The 16,577-nt window shown below is 71.0% G+C and carries 13 protein-coding genes and 1 pseudogene; 12 read left to right on the forward strand and 2 right to left on the reverse strand.

Annotated elements, in window-relative coordinates; genetic code table 11:
• On the forward strand, window positions 1–2,339 hold a 2,339-nt coding region (locus HW445_RS04710; protein ID WP_180219764.1), incomplete at its 5' end, for a bifunctional (p)ppGpp synthetase/guanosine-3',5'-bis(diphosphate) 3'-pyrophosphohydrolase.
• 106 nt (window positions 2,340–2,445) lie between these two features.
• On the opposite strand, the gene HW445_RS04715 is transcribed toward HW445_RS04710, so the two are convergent.
• Window positions 2,446–3,675 carry a DUF349 domain-containing protein gene (locus HW445_RS04715; RefSeq protein ID WP_180219765.1) on the reverse strand — a complete coding sequence of 410 codons (1,230 nt, stop codon included), beginning with the start codon at window positions 3,673–3,675 and terminating at the stop codon, window positions 2,446–2,448.
• A gap of 145 nt (window positions 3,676–3,820) precedes the next feature.
• Window positions 3,821–4,636, reverse strand: a complete 816-nt coding sequence (locus HW445_RS04720) for a peptidylprolyl isomerase (RefSeq protein WP_180219766.1) — start codon at window positions 4,634–4,636, stop codon at window positions 3,821–3,823.
• A 180-nt stretch (window positions 4,637–4,816) separates the two neighbouring features.
• Between HW445_RS04720 and HW445_RS04725 the strand changes: the two genes are divergently transcribed.
• The 11 genes and pseudogenes from HW445_RS04725 to HW445_RS04775 form a co-directional block, all read left to right on the forward strand.
• The gene (locus HW445_RS04725; RefSeq protein ID WP_180219767.1) at window positions 4,817–5,524 is read left to right on the forward strand and encodes an MBL fold metallo-hydrolase; all 708 of its coding nucleotides are present in this window, start codon (window positions 4,817–4,819) and stop codon (window positions 5,522–5,524) included.
• A gap of 13 nt (window positions 5,525–5,537) precedes the next feature.
• The gene (gene hisS, locus HW445_RS04730) at window positions 5,538–6,800 is read left to right on the forward strand and encodes a histidine--tRNA ligase (RefSeq protein WP_180219768.1); all 1,263 of its coding nucleotides are present in this window, start codon (window positions 5,538–5,540) and stop codon (window positions 6,798–6,800) included.
• 264 nt (window positions 6,801–7,064) lie between these two features.
• Entirely contained in the window at window positions 7,065–7,703 is a 639-nt protein-coding gene (locus HW445_RS04735) for a vitamin K epoxide reductase family protein (RefSeq protein ID WP_151774866.1), read from the forward strand.
• A 46-nt stretch (window positions 7,704–7,749) separates the two neighbouring features.
• The gene (locus HW445_RS04740) at window positions 7,750–9,105 is read left to right on the forward strand and encodes a replication-associated recombination protein A (protein ID WP_180219769.1); all 1,356 of its coding nucleotides are present in this window, start codon (window positions 7,750–7,752) and stop codon (window positions 9,103–9,105) included.
• A gap of 363 nt (window positions 9,106–9,468) precedes the next feature.
• Window positions 9,469–10,083 (forward strand): 30S ribosomal protein S4, encoded by a 615-nt coding sequence (gene rpsD / locus HW445_RS04745; protein WP_108957064.1) that lies wholly within the window; start codon window positions 9,469–9,471, stop codon window positions 10,081–10,083.
• A 210-nt stretch (window positions 10,084–10,293) separates the two neighbouring features.
• A complete protein-coding gene (locus tag HW445_RS04750; RefSeq protein WP_180219770.1) occupies window positions 10,294–10,740 on the forward strand; it encodes a DUF948 domain-containing protein in 447 nt (148 codons plus the stop codon).
• Window positions 10,741–10,747: 7 nt separating this feature from the next.
• Window positions 10,748–11,125 (forward strand): DUF6167 family protein, encoded by a 378-nt coding sequence (locus HW445_RS04755; protein ID WP_180219771.1) that lies wholly within the window; start codon window positions 10,748–10,750, stop codon window positions 11,123–11,125.
• Complete coding sequence (gene alaS, locus HW445_RS04760) at window positions 11,125–13,797, forward strand: alanine--tRNA ligase (protein WP_180219772.1); 2,673 nt, start codon at window positions 11,125–11,127, stop codon at window positions 13,795–13,797. The genes HW445_RS04755 and alaS overlap by 1 nt, the downstream gene beginning before the upstream one ends.
• A 27-nt stretch (window positions 13,798–13,824) precedes the next feature.
• A complete protein-coding gene (gene ruvX, locus HW445_RS04765) occupies window positions 13,825–14,289 on the forward strand; it encodes a Holliday junction resolvase RuvX (RefSeq protein WP_180219773.1) in 465 nt (154 codons plus the stop codon).
• A 119-nt stretch (window positions 14,290–14,408) separates the two neighbouring features.
• A complete protein-coding gene (gene mltG / locus HW445_RS04770; protein ID WP_180219774.1) occupies window positions 14,409–16,097 on the forward strand; it encodes an endolytic transglycosylase MltG in 1,689 nt (562 codons plus the stop codon).
• A pseudogene (locus HW445_RS04775) lies at window positions 16,094–16,577 on the forward strand (shikimate dehydrogenase); the annotation flags it as partial. The gene mltG and the pseudogene HW445_RS04775, both read left to right, overlap by 4 nt.

Genomic DNA, 16,577 nt, shown 5'->3' on the forward strand with positions numbered 1-16,577 from the left:
CCGGCGCCAGCAGCACCAACGCCGCCCCCTCCCGCTCCGGCTCCTCCAGCCGCGTCCGGGCCCGCCTCGCCCGCCTCGGCGTGCAGCGCTCCAGCGCGTACAACCCCGTCCTGGAGCCGCTGCTGCGGATAGTCCGCGGCAACGACCCGAAGACCGAGACGGCCACCCTCCGCCAGATCGAGAAGGCCTACCAGGTCGCCGAACGCTGGCACCGGGGGCAGAAGCGCAAGAGCGGCGACCCGTACATCACCCACCCGCTCGCGGTCACCACCATCCTCGCCGAGCTGGGCATGGACCCGGCGACGCTGATGGCGGGCCTGCTCCACGACACCGTCGAGGACACCGAGTACGGCCTGGAGCAGCTGCGTCAGGACTTCGGCGACACCGTGGCCCTGCTGGTCGACGGCGTGACCAAGCTGGACAAGGTCAAGTTCGGCGAGGCCGCGCAGGCCGAGACGGTGCGCAAGATGGTCGTCGCGATGGCGAAGGACCCCCGGGTCCTGGTGATCAAGCTCGCGGACCGCCTGCACAACATGCGCACCATGCGCTACCTCAAGCGGGAGAAGCAGGAGAAGAAGGCCCGCGAGACCCTCGAGATCTACGCCCCGCTGGCCCACCGGCTGGGCATGAACACCATCAAGTGGGAGCTGGAGGACCTCGCCTTCGCGATCCTCTACCCCAAGATGTACGACGAGATCGTCCGCCTCGTCGCCGAGCGTGCCCCCAAGCGCGACGAGTACCTCGCCACGGTCATCGACGAGGTCCAGGCCGACCTGCGCGCCGCCCGCATCAAGGCGACCGTCACCGGGCGGCCCAAGCACTACTACAGCGTCTACCAGAAGATGATCGTCCGAGGCCGCGACTTCGCGGAGATCTACGACCTGGTGGGCATCCGCGTCCTCGTGGACACCGTCCGCGACTGCTACGCGGCCCTCGGCACGGTGCACGCGCGATGGAACCCGGTCCCCGGCCGGTTCAAGGACTACATCGCGATGCCCAAGTTCAACATGTACCAGTCGCTGCACACGACGGTCATCGGCCCCGGCGGCAAGCCGGTCGAGCTGCAGATCCGCACCTTCGACATGCACCGCCGCGCCGAGTACGGCATCGCCGCGCACTGGAAGTACAAGCAGGAGGCCGTGGCCGGCGCCTCCAAGGTCCGCACCGACGCCCCGCGCTCCGGCGGGTCCGGCAAGGACAAGGACGCGGTCAACGACATGGCGTGGCTGCGCCAGCTCCTCGACTGGCAGAAGGAGACCGAGGACCCGGGCGAGTTCCTGGACTCGCTGCGCTTCGACCTCTCGCGCAACGAGGTCTTCGTCTTCACCCCCAAGGGCGACGTGATAGCGCTGCCCGCCGGGGCGACCCCGGTGGACTTCGCCTACGCGGTCCACACCGAGGTCGGCCACCGCACCATAGGCGCCCGCGTCAACGGCCGCCTGGTGCCGCTGGAGTCCACCCTGGACAACGGCGACACCGTCGAGGTCTTCACCTCCAAGGCCGACAACGCCGGCCCCTCCCGCGACTGGCTGGGCTTCGTCAAGTCGCCGCGCGCCCGCAACAAGATCCGCGCCTGGTTCTCCAAGGAGCGCCGCGACGAGGCGATCGAGCACGGCAAGGACGCCATCGCGCGGGCCATGCGCAAGCAGAACCTGCCGATCCAGCGGATCCTCACCGGCGACTCCCTGGTCACCATCGCCCACGAGATGCGCTACCCGGACATCTCCTCGCTCTACGCCGCGATCGGCGAGGGCCACGTGGCCGCGCAGAACGTCGTGCAGAAGCTGGTCCAGGCGATGGGCGGCGAGGAGGCGGCCAGCGAGGAGATCGACGAGAGCGTCCCGCCGGCGCGCAGCCGCAAGCGCCGCTCCAGCGCCGACCCGGGCGTCGTGGTCAAGGGCGTCGACGACGTCTGGGTCAAGCTGGCGCGGTGCTGCACGCCGGTGCCGGGCGACCCGATCATCGGCTTCGTCACCCGCGGCAGCGGGGTCTCCGTGCACCGCACCGACTGCGTCAACGTGGACTCGCTCTCCCGCGAGCCCGAGCGGATGCTCGACGTGGAGTGGGCGCCGACGCAGTCCTCGGTGTTCCTGGTCGCCATCCAGGTCGAGGCGCTGGACCGGTCCCGGCTGCTCTCCGACGTCACCCGGGTCCTGTCCGACCAGCACGTCAACATCCTGTCGGCGGCGGTGCAGACCTCCCGGGACCGGGTGGCCACCTCGCGGTTCACCTTCGAGATGGGCGACCCCAAGCACCTGGGACACGTCCTGAAGGCCGTGCGCGGCGTGGAGGGCGTCTACGACGTCTACCGCGTCACCTCCGCCCGGCAGACCCGCTGACGCCCGACGGGCAGCCCCCCGACGGGCAGCCCCCCGACGGGTAGCCCGTACGACGAAGCCCCCGGCCGTGGCGGCCGGGGGCTTCGTCGTACGGTCGGGCGACCCGTCAGCCGCCGAACTCCTGGAGACCCTTGAGGGCCTGGTCCAGCAGGGCCTGACGGCCCTCCAGCTCACGCTCGAGCTTCTCCGCCCTGGCGGTGTTGCCCTGCGCGCGGGCCTGCTCGATCTGACCGCGCAGCTTGTCCACGGCGGCCTGGAGCTGACCGGTCAGCCCCGCGGCGCGCGCCCGCGCCTCCGGGTTGGTGCGACGCCACTCGGCCTCCTCGGCCTCCTGGATCGCCCGCTCCACGGCGTGCATCCGGCTCTCGACCTTCGGCCGCGCGTCCCGCGGGACGTGACCGATGGCCTCCCACCGCTCGTTGATCGAACGGAACGCGGCCCGCGCCGCCTTGAGGTCCGTGACCGGCAGGAGCTTCTCGGCCTCGCCGGCCAGCTCCTCCTTGAGCTTCAGGTTCTCCGCCTGCTCGGCGTCCCGCTCGGCGAAGACCGAGCTGCGGGCGGCGAAGAAGACGTCCTGGGCGCCGCGGAAGCGGTTCCACAGCTCGTCCTCGTGCTCGCGCTGGGCGCGGCCCGCGGCCTTCCACTCGGTCATCAGCTCGCGGTAACGGGCGGCCGTCGGACCCCAGTCGGTCGACCCGGAGAGCGACTCGGCCTCGGCGACCAGACGCTCCTTGACCTTGCGGGCGTCCTCGCGCTGCGAGTCCAGCTGCGCGAAGTGGGCCTTGCGGCGCTTGGAGAACGCGCTGCGGGCGTGCGAGAAGCGGTGCCACAGCTCGTCGTCGGACTTGCGGTCCAGCCGCGGCAGCCCCTTCCAGGTGTCCACCAGCGCCCGCAGCCGCTCGCCGGCCGCCCGCCACTGCTCGGACTGCGCCAGCTCCTCGGCCTCGGTGACCAGCGCCTCCTTGGACTTGCGGGCCTCCTCCGACTGCTTGGCCCGCTGCGCCTTGCGCTCCTCACGACGGGACTCGACCGTCTCCGTGAGCTTGTCCAGACGCGCCCGCAGCGCGTCCAGGTCGCCCACCGCGTGATGGGCGTCGATCTGCTCGCGCAGGTGCTCGACGGCGGCCAGGGCGTCCTTCGCGGCGAGGTCGGTGGTCCGCACCCTCCGCTCGAGGAGGCCGATCTCGACAACCAGGCCCTCGTACTTGCGCTCGAAGTAGGCCAACGCCTCGTCAGGGGAGCCGGCCTGCCAGGAACCGACCACCTTCTCGCCGTCGGCCGTACGCACGTACACGGTCCCCGTCTCGTCGACGCGGCCCCACGGGTCGCTGCTCACAGCGCCTCCTCCACATGATGCCGCGGGGGGTTTCGAGGCCCCGGGCATCCTCCACAGTTTCGTCACCGGTCAACATAGGCGACCGGTGGGTGGCCTGTCCGCATCCCGCGCGACCGAATATCGGCCCGCGGGACCGCGGCAGCGCCTAGGACTTGGTGACGGTCGCCTTGTCGACGACCACCGTCGCGTTCGGGGCGCCGTCCCCCATGCCGGTGCTTTCGCCGGCCTTGGCGATCTTCTCCAGGACGGCCATGCTCTTGTCGTCGAGCTTCCCGAACGGCGTGTAGTTCGGCGGCAGCGGGCTGTCCTGGTAGACCAGGAAGAACTGGCTGCCGTTGGTGTTCGGGCCGGCGTTGGCCATGGCGACGGTGCCCGTCGGGTACGTGTCCTTCTTGAGGGCGTCCGACTTCAGGTTCTCGTCCTTGAGCTCGTACCCCGGACCGCCGGAACCGGTGCCCGTCGGGTCGCCGCACTGGAGCACGTAGATGCCCTGGGTCGTGAGGCGGTGGCACTTCGTGTGGTCGAAGTAGCCCTTCCCGGCCAGGAACTCGAACGAGTTCACGGTGTGTGGGGCGCCCTTGGCGTCCAGCGCGACCGAGATCTCGCCGCAGGTGGTGTCCAGCGTCATCGTGTACTTCGCCGACTCGTCGATCTTCATCGGCGGCTCCTTGTCGAACTGGAGCTCCTCGACCTTGCCCTCGGCCGGCTTCTCGCAGGGGTCCGGCGCCTTGCTCGGCTCGGCGCTCGGCGACGCCGACGCGCCGGCCGCGGTGTTCTCACCGTCGTCCCGCAGGGTGCCCGTGGTGTACAGCGCGAGGCTGCCGACCAGGACCACGCCGAGGACCGACGCGATCACCGCGTTCCGCATGCGCGCCTTGCGGCGGGCGGCGGTGCGCCGCTGCTGCTGGCGCAAGAACTTCTCCCGGGCGAGCTGACGCCGCCGCTGTTCCTGGCTGACCACCGGGTCTCACTCCTCGTGCGAATCGTGCGTCGACCGGGCCGCGTGGGCCTCCTGAGCCGACCGCGTGCGTGTGCCCCGTACCGTATATGGGTTCACCGAGTAATCGGCAGCGCCGGTAGGCTGCTGACGCCAGGGTGGCCGGATGACCACCCGCCCGTATCGACACAACGAGGGACGATCGTGCTCATTGCCGGGTTCCCGGCCGGTGCCTGGGGGACGAACTGTTATCTCGTCGCCCCCGGAGCCGGCGAGGAATGCGTGATCATCGACCCCGGCCACCAGGCCGCCCAGGGAGTCGAGGAGACGCTCAGGAAGCATCGGCTCAAGCCCGTCGCGGTCGTCCTCACCCACGGACACATCGACCATGTCGCCTCGGTGGTCCCGGTGTGCGGCGCGCACGACGTGCCCGCCTGGATCCACCCGGCGGACCGGTACATGATGAGCGACCCCGAGAAGGCGCTCGGCCGGTCCATCGGCATGCCGCTCATGGGTGAGCTGGCCGTCGGGGAGCCCGACGACGTCAAGGAGCTGACCGACGGCGCGCGGCTGGAGCTGGCCGGCCTGGAGTTCTCCGTCGCGCACGCTCCCGGACATACCAAGGGGTCGGTGACCTTCCGGATGCCCGAGGCCGCGGACGTCCCGTCCGTGTTCTTCTCCGGGGATCTGCTGTTCGCCGGCTCCATCGGACGCACCGACCTGCCGGGCGGCGACATGGACGACATGCTCGCGTCGCTGGCCCGCGTGTGCCTGCCGCTGGACGACACCACCGTCGTCCTGTCCGGCCACGGCCCCCAGACGACCATCGGCCAGGAGCGCGCCGCCAACCCCTATCTGCGGCAGGTGGCAGCCGGCCCGGAGGGCTTCCAGGCCCCCCGACGAGGAATGTGACGAGAGAACACCCGTGAGCACTTTCAAGGCCCCCAAGGGCACCTACGACCTGATCCCGCCGAACTCCGCCCGTTACCTGGCGGTGCGCGAGGCCATCTCCGCCCCGCTGCGCAACTCCGGCTACGGCTACATCGAGACGCCCGGCTTCGAGAACGTCGAACTGTTCGCGCGCGGCGTCGGCGAGTCCACCGACATCGTCACCAAGGAGATGTACGCCTTCGAGACCAAGGGCGGCGACCGTCTCGCCCTGCGCCCCGAGGGCACCGCCTCCGTGCTCCGCGCCGCGCTGGAGGCCAACCTCCACAAGGCCGGGAACCTGCCGGTGAAGCTCTGGTACTCGGGTTCCTACTACCGCTACGAGCGTCCGCAGAAGGGCCGCTACCGCCACTTCTCGCAGGTCGGCGCCGAGGCCATCGGCGCCGAGGACCCGGCCCTGGACGCCGAGCTGATCATCCTCGCCGACCAGGCGTACCGCTCCCTGGGCCTGCGCACCTTCCGCATCCTGCTCAACAGCCTGGGCGACAAGGAGTGCCGCCCCGCCTACCGGGCGGCCCTCCAGGACTTCCTGCGCGGCCTCGACCTCGACGAGGAGACCCTGCGCCGCGCGGAGATCAACCCGCTGCGCGTCCTCGACGACAAGCGGGCCGACGTCCAGAAGCAGCTCGTGGGAGCCCCGCTGCTCGAGGACCACCTGTGCGAGGCCTGCAAGGCCTACCACGAGGAGGTCCGCGAGCTGATCACCGCGGCGGGCGTCGCCTTCGAGGACGACCCCAGGCTGGTCCGCGGCCTGGACTACTACACCCGCACCACCTTCGAGTTCGTCCACGACGGCCTCGGCTCGCAGTCCGCGGTGGGCGGCGGCGGCCGCTACGACGGCCTCTCCGAGATGATCGGCGGCCCCGCGCTGCCGTCGGTCGGCTGGGCGCTCGGCGTCGACCGCACGGTGCTGGCCCTGGAGGCCGAGGGCGTGGAGCTGAACCTGCCCGCCGCCACCAGCGTGTTCGCCGTGCCGATGGGCGAGGAGGCGCGCCGCCTGCTGTTCGCCAAGGTCACCGAGCTGCGCAAGGTCGGCATCGCGGCCGACTTCGGCTACGGCGGCAAGGGGCTGAAGGCCGCGATGAAGGCCGCCAACCGCTCCGGCGCCCGTTTCGCGATCGTGGCCGGCGAGCGCGACCTCGCCGAGGGCGTCGTCCAGCTCAAGGACATGGAGTCCGGCGAGCAGAGCGCGGTCGGTGTGGGCGAGATCATCGCCGAGCTGGAGGCCCGGCTCGGCTGAGACCCGCCGCCCGCGGTTCTCCCGGGGCGTTCCCTCCACGGAGGGGACGCCCCGTCGTCGTTCCGCGGCCGTGTCCTTCCCCGCGTCCGCCCCCCCCGTGCGCCCCGTTTTCGCCCATGTGTGCGCCCCCGGAACGGACGTCCCCGGCGGGCGGGGCCTTCGGGGCATCCGGGCGGCCCTTGTTTACGTCAGTCCGACGGCGGGCCGGGCAGAGTGCGGCACAATGGCCGTGCCTCAACCTCTTCGATGCAGGGAATCGGTGTGATGAGCAGCATGACGACGGTCCACGACGTGCCGGCGCCCCGGACCGGGGACGACGGTCCGCGCCGACTGGGCGGCAGCCGGGGCTTCGGCGTGCTCCTGGCCATCACCGGCGCGCTCGGTGTGCTCGCCTCGTGGATCATCACCATGGACAAGTTCCACCTGCTCGAGGACCCGGACTTCACCCCGGCCTGCAGCCTGAACCCGATCTTCTCCTGCAAGAACATCATGCAGAGCGACCAGGCCTCGGTCTTCGGCTTCCCGAACCCGCTGCTGGGCCTGGTGACCTACGCCGTCGTCGTCTGCGTGGGCATGAGCGTGATCGCGGGGGCCCGGTTCCCCCGCTGGTACTGGCTCACCCTCAACGCCGGCACGCTCTTCGGCGTCGGGTTCTGCACCTGGCTGATGATCCAGTCCCTGTACGAGATCCACAACCTCTGCCTGTGGTGCATGCTCGCCTGGACCGCGACCATCGTCATGTTCTGGTACGTGACCTCGTTCAACGTCCGCAACGGCTTCCTGCCCGCGCCCAAGGGGCTGCGGACCTTCTTCGACGAGTTCACCTGGGTGCTCCCCGTGGTGCACATCGGCGTCGTCGCGATCCTGATCTTCTCGCGCTGGGGCAGCGCCCTCTGGGCCTGACCGGTCGGCCCGCCGCTCTGTCCGAGCCGTGGCTTAGGGTTTCCGTGTGGAGCCCGACCTGTTCACCGCCGCTGCCGAAGAACGCCAGGAGAAGGACCCGGCCGCCAGTCCGCTGGCGGTCCGGATGCGCCCGCGCACACTCGACGAGGTCGTGGGGCAGCGGCACCTGCTGAAGCCCGGGGCCCCGCTGCGCCGCCTGGTCGGCGAAGGGGCCTCCGGCCCGGCCGGGCCCTCCTCGGTGATCCTCTGGGGACCGCCGGGCACCGGCAAGACCACCCTCGCCTACGTGATCTCCAAGGCCACCGACAAGCGGTTCGTGGAACTCTCCGCGATCACCGCGGGCGTCAAGGAGGTCCGGGCCGTCATCGACGGCGCCCGCCGCGCCACCGGCGGCTTCGGCAAGGAGACGGTCCTCTTCCTCGACGAGATCCACCGGTTCAGCAAGGCGCAGCAGGACTCCCTGCTCCCCGCGGTGGAGAACCGCTGGGTCACCCTGATCGCCGCGACCACCGAGAACCCGTACTTCTCGGTGATCTCGCCGCTGCTCTCCCGCTCCCTGCTGCTCACCCTGGAGCCGCTCACCGACGACGACCTGCGCGGCCTGCTGCGCCGCGCGGTGGCCGACGAGCGCGGGCTCGGCGGTTCGGTGGAGCTTCCCGGGGACGCCGAGGAGCACCTGCTGCGGATCGCCGGCGGCGACGCCCGGCGCGCGCTGACCGCCCTCGAGGCGGGCGCCGGTTCGGCCCTGGCCAAGGGCGAGGACGCGATCACGCTGGAGACCCTGGAGGACTCCGTCGCCCGCGCCGCCGTGCGCTACGACAAGGACGGCGACCAGCACTACGACGTGGCCAGCGCCCTGATCAAGTCGATCCGCGGCTCCGACGTGGACGCCGCCCTGCACTACCTGGCCCGCATGATCGACGCGGGGGAGGACCCCCGGTTCATCGCCCGCCGGCTGATGATCTCCGCCAGCGAGGACATCGGCCTGGCCGACCCCCACGCGCTGCCCACGGCCGTGGCCGCCGCGCAGGCGGTCGCCATGATCGGCTTCCCCGAGGCGGCCCTGACCCTGAGCCACGCCACCATCGCGCTGGCGCTCGCCCCCAAGTCCAACGCGGCCACGACGGCGATCGGCGCCGCGCTGGAGGACGTCCGCAAGGGACTGGCCGGCCCGGTGCCCGCGCACCTGCGCGACGGGCACTACAAGGGCGCCGCCAAGCTGGGGCACGCCCAGGGGTACGTCTACCCGCACGACCTGCCCGAGGGGATCGCCGCGCAGCAGTACGCGCCGGACGCGATCAAGGACCGCACGTACTACACCCCCACCCGCCACGGTGCCGAGGCGCGGTACGCCGACGCGGTGGAGTGGACCAGGCAGCATCTCGGCCGCGGGCGGTCGTGACCGGCCCGGTCCGGAGCACTCCGTCCACGCCTGTAGACTGACCCGCAGTGCTGCGTCCCGTTGTCCGCCCCGGCGGACTCCACCAGGCGGGACATCCAGCCGGAGCCCCGGACCGCGAGGTCCAGGGGATCCAGGAGCGTCGCGCACCGTCGAAGGTGTCGCGGGCAGCCCACCACCGCCCCCGGTCCACGCGCCCGGGGAATCGGTCGGTGGGCCACTCGCGTGCTGCACGTATGTGCCCAGACCTGGGAGCGGCTGCCCGCCGGGTTCCTCGGAGCCCGAAGGGTTTCCTGGGCTGCGGATTGCGACCTCCCCTAACCCTGGTGAAGCCGTATTCACACAGAAACATGAGGTGTCGGTTCCATGGCGAACCAGTCCCGCCCCAAGGTCAAGAAGTCGCGTGCCCTCGGCATCGCGCTGACCCCGAAGGCCGTCAAGTACTTCGAGGCCCGCCCCTACCCGCCGGGTGAGCACGGCCGTGGCCGCAAGCAGAACTCGGACTACAAGGTCCGTCTGCTCGAGAAGCAGCGTCTGCGCGCGCAGTACGACGTGTCCGAGCGTCAGCTCGTCCGCGCCTACGAGCGTGCCTCCAAGGTGCAGGGCAAGACCGGTGAGGCCCTGATCATCGAGCTCGAGCGCCGTCTCGACGCGCTGGTCCTGCGTTCGGGCATCGCCCGCACGATCTACCAGGCCCGCCAGATGGTCGTCCACGGCCACATCCAGGTCAACGGCCAGAAGGTCGACAAGCCGTCCTTCCGTGTCCGTCCGGACGACGTCGTGCAGGTCCGCGACCGCTCCAAGGACAAGACGCTCTTCCAGGTCGCCCGCGAGGGTGGCTTCGCCCCCGACGGCGAGACCCCGCGCTACCTGCAGGTGAACCTCAAGGCCCTGGCGTTCCGCCTGGACCGTGAGCCGAACCGCAAGGAGATCCCGGTGATCTGCGACGAGCAGCTCGTCGTCGAGTACTACGCCCGCTGATCCTTCGGCCGACGTAACACTCCGCGCCCCGGCCCGCCGTCGTGCCCTTCCGGCACGCGGCGGGCCGTCGCCGTTGCGCGGGACCGTCGCGCCGGGGCCGCGGCCGGCGGCCCGGGGCCGGTGGCGCCGCGGGTAATCCGGTACGGGGCCCGGCTCGTGGCGCGATAGGCTCGGGGCACGACTTTTCCGATGTCAGGGAGCGGGTGCGCAGTGTCCGGTGGAGAGGTGGCCGGGATCCTGGTGGCCGTCTTCTGGGCCATCCTGGTGTCCTTCCTCGCCGTCGCCCTGGTGAGGCTGGCCCAGACGCTCAGGGCGACGACCAAGCTGGTGGCGGACGTCACCGAGCGGGCGGTTCCGCTGCTGGCCGACGCCTCCGAGGCCGTGCGCTCCGCACAGACCCAGATCGACCGGGTCGACGCCATCGCATCGGACGTCCAGGAGGTCACGTCGAACGCGTCCGCGCTGTCGACGACCGTCGCCTCCACCTTCGGCGGCCCCCTGGTCAAGGTCGCGGCGTTCGGCTACGGCGTGCGCCGCGCGCTGAGCCGCGGCGACGCGGCGCCCGGGGCGCCGCGTGACTCCCGGCGCACCGTGATCGTGGGCCGAACCCTCCCGGCCGAGGGCCGGGCCAGCCGGACGAAGCGGAAGAGGGACTGAACCACCGATGTTCCGTCGAGCCTTCTGGTTCTCCGCCGGCGCTGCCGCCGGCGTGTGGGCCACCACCAAGGTCAACCGCAAGCTGAAACAGCTGACCCCGGAGAGCCTCGCCGCGCAGGCGGCGAACAAGGCCGTCGAGGCCGGCCACCGGCTGAAGGACTTCGCACTCGACGTGCGCGACACCATGGCCCAGCGGGAGGCCGAACTCGGCGAGGCGCTCGGACTGCGCGCCTCGGTCGACGACGTGTCCCGCCCGGCGGCCCTGGAGCCGGGCCGGCCGGCCGGTCCGCGACCGGTCACCGTCGCGGACCACCGCAGCAACGAGACGTACGCCAAGACGTACTCGTACAAGACGTACTCGCACAACCGGAATGAGGACCACTGATGGAGTCGGCCGAGATCCGCCGCCGCTGGCTGAGCTTCTTCGAGGAGCGCGGGCACACCGTCGTCCCTTCGGCGTCGCTCATCGCGGACGACCCGACTCTGCTGCTCGTCCCCGCGGGCATGGTGCCGTTCAAGCCCTACTTCCTGGGTGAGGTCAAGCCGCCCTTCGCGCGCGCCACCAGCGTGCAGAAGTGCGTGCGCACGCCCGACATCGAAGAGGTCGGCAAGACCACCCGCCACGGCACCTTCTTCCAGATGTGCGGCAACTTCTCCTTCGGCGACTACTTCAAGGAAGGCGCCATCAAGCTCGCCTGGGAGCTGCTCACCAGTCCCCAGGACAAGGGCGGTTACGGCCTGGAGCCCGAGAAGCTCTGGATCACCGTCTACCAGGACGACGACGAGGCCGAGCAGATCTGGCGCGACGTCGTCGGCGTGCCCGCCGAGCGGATCCAGCGCCTGGGCAAGAAGGACAACTTCTGGTCCATGGGCGTCCCCGGCCCCTGCGGCCCCTGCTCCGAGATCAACTACGACCGCGGCCCGGAGTTCGGCGTCGAGGGCGGCCCCGCCGTCAACGACGAGCGGTACGTCGAGATCTGGAACCTCGTCTTCATGCAGTTCGAGCGGGGCGAGGGCACCGGCAAGGACGACTTCCCGATCCTCGGCGACCTGCCGAGCAAGAACATCGACACCGGTCTCGGCCTCGAGCGGCTCGCCATGATCCTTCAGGGCGTGCAGAACATGTACGAGATCGACACCTCGATGGCCGTCATCGGGAAGGCCACCGAGCTGACCGGCGTCCGCTACGGCGACGCCGCCTCCTCCGACGTCTCCCTGCGCGTGGTCACCGACCACATGCGCACCTCGGTGATGCTCATCGGTGACGGCGTCACCCCGGGCAACGAGGGCCGCGGGTACGTGCTGCGCCGCATCATGCGGCGCGCCATCCGCAACATGCGCCTGCTCGGGGCCACCGGCCCGGTGGTCAAGGACCTCATCGACGTCGTCATCGCGATGATGGGCCAGCAGTACCCCGAGCTGGTCACCGACCGGGAGCGCATCGAGAAGGTCGCCCTCGCCGAGGAGAACGCCTTCCTCAAGACGCTGAAGGCCGGCACCAACATCCTGGACACCGCCGTCAGCGACACCAAGGCCGCCGGCGGCACGGTCCTCGCCGGCGACAAGGCGTTCCTGCTCCACGACACCTGGGGCTTCCCGATCGACCTCACCCTCGAGATGGCCGCCGAGCAGGGCCTGTCGGTGGACGAGGACGGCTTCCGCCGCCTGATGAAGGAGCAGCGGGAGCGCGCCAAGGCCGACGCCCAGGCCAAGAAGACGGGCCACGCCTCGCTCGGCGCCTACCGCGAGATCGCCGACAGCGCCGGTCAGACCGAGTTCATCGGCTACTCCCACACCGAGGGCGAGTCCACCGTCGTCGGCATCCTGGTCGACGGCGTCTCCTCCCCGGCCGCCCGCGAGGGCGACGAGGTGGAGATCGTCCTGGACCGCACGCCGTTCTACGCCGAGGGCGGTGGCCAGATCGGCGACACCGGCCGGATCAGGGCCGACTCCGGCGCCGTGATCGAGATCCGCGACTGCCAGAAGCCGGTGCCCGGCGTCTACGTGCACAAGGGCGTCGTCCAGGTCGGCGAGGTGACCCTCGGCTCCAAGGCCGAGGCCTCCATCGACCACCGCCGCCGCACGGCCATCGCCCGCGCCCACTCGGCCACCCACCTCACCCACCAGGCGCTGCGCGACGCGCTCGGCCCGACGGCCGCCCAGGCCGGCTCGGAGAACCAGCCGGGCCGCTTCCGCTTCGACTTCGGTTCCCCGGCCGCCGTCCCGACGGCCGTGATGACCGACGTCGAGCAGAAGATCAACGAGGTGCTCTCCCGCGACCTCGACGTGCGCGCCGACGTGATGAGCCTCGACGAGGCGAAGAAGCAGGGCGCCATCGCCGAGTTCGGCGAGAAGTACGGCGAGCGGGTCCGGGTGGTCACCATCGGCGACTTCTCCAAGGAGCTGTGCGGAGGCACGCACGTCCACAGCACCGCCCAGCTCGGCCTGGTGAAGCTGCTCGGCGAGTCGTCCATCGGTTCCGGCGTGCGCCGCATCGAGGCCCTGGTGGGCGTCGACGCGTACAACTTCCTGGCCCGCGAGCACACGGTCGTCAACCAGCTCACCGAGCTGCTGAAGGGCCGCTCGGAGGAGCTTCCGGAGAAGGTCTCCGCCATGCTCGGCAAGCTGAAGGACGCCGAGAAGGAGATCGAGAAGTTCCGCGCCGAGAAGGTGCTCCAGGCCGCCGCCGGGCTCGCCGGGTCCGCCAAGGACGTCCAGGGTGTGGCCCTGGTCACCGGTCAGGTGCCGGACGGCACCACCCCCGACGACCTGCGCAAGCTGGTCCTCGACGTGCGCGGCCGGATCCAGGGTGGCCGGGCCGCCGTGGTGGCCCTGTTCACCGTGGCGAACGGCAAGCCGCTGACGGTGATCGCCACCAACGACGCCGCCCGCGACCGCGGCCTCAAGGCCGGCGACCTGGTCCGCGTCGCCGCCAAGACCCTCGGCGGCGGCGGTGGCGGCAAGCCCGACGTCGCCCAGGGCGGCGGCCAGAACCCGGCCGCCATCGGCGAGGCCGTGGACGCCGTCGAGCGCCTCGTGGCCGACACGGCCAAGTAGCGGCGAGAAGGCGGGAAGAGAGCGATCATGCGCAGAGGACGTCGGCTGGCCGTCGATGTCGGGGACGCCCGGATCGGGGTCGCCTCGTGCGACCCCGACGGGATCCTCGCCACACCGGTCGAGACGGTGCCGGGACGCGACGTCCCGGCGGCCCACCGGCGGCTCACGCAGCTCGTCGAGGAGTACGAGCCCATCGAGGTCGTGGTCGGCCTTCCCCGCTCCCTCAAGGGCGGGGAGGGCCCCGCGGCCGTGAAGGTGCGCGGCTTCACCCAGGAGCTGGCCCGGCGCATCGCGCCGGTGCCCGTCCGGCTGGTCGACGAGCGGATGACCACGGTCACGGCGAGCCAGGGGCTGCGCGCCTCGGGCGTGCGGTCCAAGAAGGGACGCTCCGTGATCGACCAGGCCGCCGCCGTCATCATCCTGCAGCAGGCACTGGAGTCCGAACGGGTCTCCGGCGCTGCGCCGGGGGAAGCAGTCGAGGTGGCCGGCTGATCGCGGTACGGTAACGTTCCGCGCGATGCGGCGCGTTCGAATGCCGTCGCACAGTAGAGGCGGCGCGGCTCCGTGCCGACCGGTGCCGGGTGACACCGCCTCGCGGCTCTAGGGGATCGATGACTGAGTATGGCCGGGGCCAAGGCTCCGAACCGTGGCATCCCGGTGACCCGTACTACGGGGACGACGGATGGGGAGGACAGCACCCGCAGGGGCAGCACCAGCACCCCCAGGGGCAGCAGTCCCCGTACGGCGGCCAGCCGCAGCAGTACCCGGAGCACGACCCGTACGGGCAGCAGCACCAGCAGCAGTACGACGACGGCTACGGCCAGCAGCAGCACCAGCAGCACCAGCAGCACCACCAGCAGTACGGCGGTGACTGGAGCACGGGGCAGCAGCCGCAGTACGGCGAGGGCCACGACCCCTACGGCCAGCAGCAGCAGCACCAGCAGCACCCGCAGCACCAGAGCCAGCACCCGCAGCAGCAGCACCAGCAGCAGTACGACGACGGCTACGGGCAGCAGGGCTACGGGCAGCAGGACGGTGGCCGGCCGGGCGCCGGTCCCGACCACACCGACTGGGACGCCGAGCCGCAGGAGGAACAGCACCCGTTCTTCGCCGGCGGCGACGACGAGGACGACGAGCAGGAGGAGCCGCGCGGGCGCCGTGGCCGCGGCGGCCGCTCGGACGGCGGAGGCCGGGCGGACCGCAGAGGCCGTGGCGGCGACCGCGACGAGGGCCGCAAGGGCGGCCGTGGCTGCCTGATCGCCCTGGTGGTGATCGGCGCGGTGGTGATCGGCGGCGGCTACTACCTCTACCAGGAACGTTTCGCCGCGCCCCCGGACTACTCGGGCGACGGCAACGGCCAGGTCGTCACCATCTCCATCCCGCCGGGCTCCGCGGGCGCCGAGGTCGGCCGCATCCTCAAGGAGAAGGGCATCGTCAAGAGCGTCGACGGCTTCGTCGCGGCGCTCACCGAGAACGGCGGTGACCTCCAGGCGGGCGCGTACCAGCTCGAGAAGGAGATGTCCGCGGAGAGCGCCGTGGAGTGGCTGCTCGACCCGAAGAAGAGCCAGGCCAAGGGCGTGGTGGTCACCGAGGGCATGCGCAACGTCAACGTCTACGCGGCGATCGACAAGAAGCTCGGGCTGGACAAGGGCGCGACCCAGAAGATCGCCGAGGCGAAGGCCGACGAGCTCGGCCTGCCCGAGTGGGCGGCCGGCAACGAGGACATAAAGGACCCGCTGGAGGGCTTCCTCTTCCCGGCGACCTACCCCGCCTCCGAGGACACCAAGCCCGAGGACCTGCTGAAGGACATGATCAAGCGGTCCGTCGAGGTCTACGAGAAGCACGGCGTGGAGACCGAGTACAAGAAGCACGGTCTCGACAGCCCCCTGGAACTGGTGACCGTGGCCAGCCTGGTGCAGGCCGAGGGCATCGACCACAAGGACTTCACCCAGATCGCCGAGGTCGTCTACAACCGCCTGTCGCCGCAGAACGACCAGACGGCGGGGCGGCTGGAGTTCGACTCGACGTACAACTACTTCAAGAACCAGACCGAGCTCGACATCTCGGCCCAGGACCTCCGCAACACCGACCACCCGTACAACACGCACTACGTGCGGGGCCTGCCGCCGGGTCCGATCGGCAACCCCGGTGAGGAGGCGCTCAACGGCGCGCTCAGCCCCACCGACAAGGGCTGGTACTTCTTCGTCTCGCTGGACGGGACGACGCACTTCACCAAGACCTACGAGGAGCACCTGGTCTGGGAGAGGAAGTTCCAGGACAGCCTCAGGGAGGGCGAATGACCGCCGGGGCCCGCCGCGCCGCCGTGCTCGGCTCGCCCATCGCCCACTCCCTCTCGCCCGAGCTGCACCGGGCCGCCTACGCGGCCCTCGGCCTGGACGGCTGGACCTACGAGCGGTTCGAGACCGACGAGGCGGCCCTGCCCGGCTTCCTCGACGGACTCGGCCCCGAGTGGGCGGGGCTCTCACTGACCATGCCGCTGAAGCGGGCGGTGATCCCGCTGCTCGACTCGGTCAGCGAGACCGCCGCGTCGGTGGAGGCCGTCAACACGGTGGTGTTCACCGAGGACGGCCGCCGGGTCGGCGACAACACCGACATCCCCGGCATGGTCGCCGCCCTGCGGGAGCGGGGCATCGAGAAGGCGGACACGGCGGCGGTGCTCGGCGCCGGCGCCACGGCGTCCTCCGCGCTGGCCGCGCTGGCGCGGATCTGCGCGGGCGAGATCACGGTGTACGTCCGCAGCGAGACGCGCGCCGCCGAGA

Origin of the sequence: Streptomyces sp. UH6, assembly GCF_013421635.1 — a bacterium.
In the GTDB taxonomy this organism is placed as follows: domain Bacteria; phylum Actinomycetota; class Actinomycetes; order Streptomycetales; family Streptomycetaceae; genus Streptomyces; species Streptomyces abyssomicinicus.

Excerpts from the sequence above, each read along its gene's own strand:
- ruvX (WP_180219773.1), top strand. The coding sequence starts at position 13,825 with ATGCGCAGAGGACGTCGGCTGGCCGTCGATGTCGGGGACGCCCGGATC.
- HW445_RS04755 (WP_180219771.1), top strand. The coding sequence starts at position 10,748 with ATGTTCCGTCGAGCCTTCTGGTTCTCCGCCGGCGCTGCCGCCGGCGTG.
- alaS (WP_180219772.1), top strand. The coding sequence starts at position 11,125 with ATGGAGTCGGCCGAGATCCGCCGCCGCTGGCTGAGCTTCTTCGAGGAG.
- mltG (WP_180219774.1), top strand. The coding sequence starts at position 14,409 with ATGACTGAGTATGGCCGGGGCCAAGGCTCCGAACCGTGGCATCCCGGT.
- rpsD (WP_108957064.1), top strand. The coding sequence starts at position 9,469 with ATGGCGAACCAGTCCCGCCCCAAGGTCAAGAAGTCGCGTGCCCTCGGC.
- HW445_RS04735 (WP_151774866.1), top strand. The coding sequence starts at position 7,065 with ATGAGCAGCATGACGACGGTCCACGACGTGCCGGCGCCCCGGACCGGG.